Source organism: Acetivibrio ethanolgignens (assembly GCF_001461035.1).
Classification (GTDB): domain Bacteria; phylum Bacillota; class Clostridia; order Lachnospirales; family Lachnospiraceae; genus Velocimicrobium; species Velocimicrobium ethanolgignens.
Map to the genome: position 1 here is coordinate 1 of NZ_LNAM01000050.1, position 2,869 is coordinate 2,869.

At 43.0% G+C, this 2,869-nt stretch carries 4 protein-coding genes; all 4 read right to left on the reverse strand.

Annotated features, from left to right (window positions below):
• Nucleotides 1-288 precede the first annotated feature (288 nt).
• On the reverse strand, nucleotides 289-450 hold the full coding sequence (locus tag ASU35_RS19115) for a hypothetical protein (RefSeq protein ID WP_156059348.1): 162 nt from the start codon (nucleotides 448-450) through the stop codon (nucleotides 289-291).
• A 65-nt stretch (nucleotides 451-515) separates the two neighbouring features.
• Nucleotides 516-2,063 (reverse strand): MobA/MobL family protein, encoded by a 1,548-nt coding sequence (locus ASU35_RS03675; protein WP_058351712.1) that lies wholly within the window; start codon nucleotides 2,061-2,063, stop codon nucleotides 516-518.
• Nucleotides 2,064-2,341: 278 nt separating this feature from the next.
• The gene (locus ASU35_RS03680; protein WP_058351713.1) at nucleotides 2,342-2,695 is read right to left on the reverse strand and encodes a hypothetical protein; all 354 of its coding nucleotides are present in this window, start codon (nucleotides 2,693-2,695) and stop codon (nucleotides 2,342-2,344) included.
• Nucleotides 2,659-2,869, reverse strand: a 211-nt coding sequence (locus ASU35_RS19835) for a hypothetical protein (protein WP_207644117.1), incomplete at its 5' end; no start/stop codon positions are given. The genes ASU35_RS19835 and ASU35_RS03680, both read right to left, overlap by 37 nt.

Below are 2,869 nucleotides of genomic sequence, written 5' to 3' on the forward strand. Positions count from 1 at the left end.
ATCTAATTTTTATCAGAAAGATTCAAGATCCAAAGACACAAGATTTTTTACGCCCTCTATAATTTTGTTCCTCAACGCTGACACTACCGAAAGACCCCTTGACAAATCTCATCTTACGTGCCTATGCTCATGCTCTCGCCATTCTGCTTGTCCTCTTTAGATAGTCTGCAATATAAAGCAGTGATTTCATTATTCAATTTTTCCCTTTCCATAGGTTACCTCCCATAAATGAAAAGGGACTTCATCAAGGAGTATTATCCTCATTATGAAGCCCTTTGACAGAACTATTTATGCACTTTCAATATATTTATTTGCCTTATTCTGTATTTCCTCTTCCGCAATGTGCCTGAACACCTCTTCCATCTTTACATTCCCGACATATTTACGCTCCACGACAATGCGTGTGGGTCTTGGAACATTTCTGCTCCCATTCCTCTTTTTTTCCTTCATTCAATTCCTCCCATCATGCAAAAAGGACAGCTACAAACAATGGTCTGCAAACTGCCCTTTCGTTGTTATAATGACTGTTCATTTTTCTTTCTGCTGTATAACTGACTGTGCTTGTTCTGCTCTGCTTCTCGTCTCATTGCAAGCATTTTTCTGTTATGCTCGATAACCTCTGCGGATGCAAGCTCCGTAACAACCCTTGTATAGGCAGGATTGTTCTCCTGTAATCTCTCTTCCAGCTTCGCCTTTTCAGCTGTCCACTTCTTCGGTGTAATCTTCTCATCAGATGATGGCATTTTCTTTAATTCCGCACGATAACTGTTGTAGTCTTTCAGTTCCGTTTCATGCTCCCTATCATACTTCCGCTTTGCAAAGCCTTTCAGCGAATTACTCGTTTTATGGTACTCAATATAAGGCTCTAACTCACTGTATGCCACAAGCAACTGTTCCAGTCTTGCAATCTGCCCCGCTATGCTCTGTCGCTCCGCTGACAGCTTCTCATAGGCTGGCTCTCGCTGTTCCTTAAACTCCTGCAACTGCTCAAAGCTCTCAATCTGATTTGACACAACAAACTGCTCCATTCTCTCCTGCGACTGCAATGTCTGTCTTTGAGAAATCTTTTTCAGATACTTACCCTTTACTATTGGAAGTTCTAGTCTGCCCTTTCTGCTGACAACTGCCCTTATCATTTCCAGCACTTCATTTGCAGTATTGCAAACTGCTTCAATCGGCTTGGAATTAACAATCTTCTGTAACTGTTCCTCTGCTTTTGCCACAAGCATTTTTGCAGTGAGAATTGCCTTATTCTGCTCAATTATCCTGCGGTTGATATTACCTCTCTCACTTTGTATTCCTGCCTTTTCCAGTGCAGTAGCCTTAGCCCCTAAATGGATTTGTGGAATGATGTCCAATCCCTGCTCCGCAAATGACCGATGCTCCCAAAAGTTCTCCGTCAATACGTTCTTTTCATTTACCGCATTTATAGTGTCTGCTAAATCCTTTCGCCACTTCTTTGCATTCTCCCTGCTGTTCCATCCAGTAACGTCCTGCGTGGTACATTTGTACTGTCCATTCTTTTTGCGTATCTTATTTCCGTCTGCATCCAGCACATAGACCTTTTTCTGTTTATCTCCCCATGAACCATCTTCCAAAATCGGGCACATGGTAAGCATGATGTGACAATGAAGATTCCGTTGGTGCGTGACTGGATTTTCGGAGTCATGGATGGCAAACTGCGCACACATTCCATCATCCACAAAATTTCGCTTTACGTAGTCCCTTATTACCTCTGTGGCAAGCTCATAGCTCCACTCATTCGGCAACTCTATTTTATATGACCTTGCCAGCTGTGCCTTTGCAAATCTGCTTTCGTGCATTTCAACAGAGTTCCACAACACCGATGGATCTGAATATTCCGTAGGCGCATTGACTGGCAGCATGACTTCACTATGCACCAAATCTTCACTGTACTTTGGATAATAAGTCGTTCCGTCATATTCAGAATACATGGTAGTACGGCTGATATATGCCGACCTGTCAACTGCGGATGAGCCACCTCTGCACTTCGCACCTCTTCCTATGATGGCAACTCGGGTACTCAGGTTTTTAACAGCCATGGCAACACCTCACTCTCACGTAAGGGCTGTGGCTGACTGATGCTGTGGATTGTACAGTATCGGCTGACTTTGTGGGCAATGAAGCTCCGCTCTTTGGAGTTTCATTGAACGCAAAGTATGCAAATGGGTAGGTGCGTCCTCTGCACCGAAGGGAAAATGCAGTGTTCCCTTTTGACTGCCTTCGGCAGGCAACAGCTGTCTGCAAGACCCCTCGGAGAGCGCACATACCATCGCAGATGGTATATCTGTGCGCAACGAGAAAATCTCGTTGACTGGTTTTAGGCATTTTCGCCCCTGCCATTACCTTCATCATCAGCCACCTCACTTTCGGATTTTGTGATTGCATTCATACCCTTTTCCGCATTTTCTTTTTTCACAAGTTCAATAATGCGCTGGCACTGGTCTGATTTTAGTCCCGATGCAATAATTCTGTTCAGTTCAAGTTCATCAAACTGGAAACACTCTGGAAAGTATTTATGAACAATGCCACCTATCATGTACTTATACTGGTTTTCCTCTTTTCTTTTCTGCTGACTTGCCTTTCTCTTTGCCTCTGCCAGCCTTGCCTTAGCCTGCTCCACATTCTTCTCTGCTTTTAATACCTCTGCTGTTTTTTCTTTGTTCTGTACCATAATTTCAATCTCCTTTTCCTATTTTTTGTAACAAAAAAGGCGGTCATGGTTTTAATTTTCCATGCCACCTTTTGGTGTTCAATATTTAATTTAATTGCTTCATAAAATTGGGATTTAAAAAAGTGTCTTCGACACATCAACTCCCCTAGCCCCTCATTCATGAGGGGAATTAGG

Coding starts and splice junctions, on each gene's coding strand:
- ASU35_RS19115 (WP_156059348.1), bottom strand. CDS start 450: ATGAAGGAAAAAAAGAGGAATGGGAGCAGAAATGTTCCAAGACCCACA.
- ASU35_RS03675 (WP_058351712.1), bottom strand. CDS start 2,063: ATGGCTGTTAAAAACCTGAGTACCCGAGTTGCCATCATAGGAAGAGGT.
- ASU35_RS03680 (WP_058351713.1), bottom strand. CDS start 2,695: ATGGTACAGAACAAAGAAAAAACAGCAGAGGTATTAAAAGCAGAGAAG.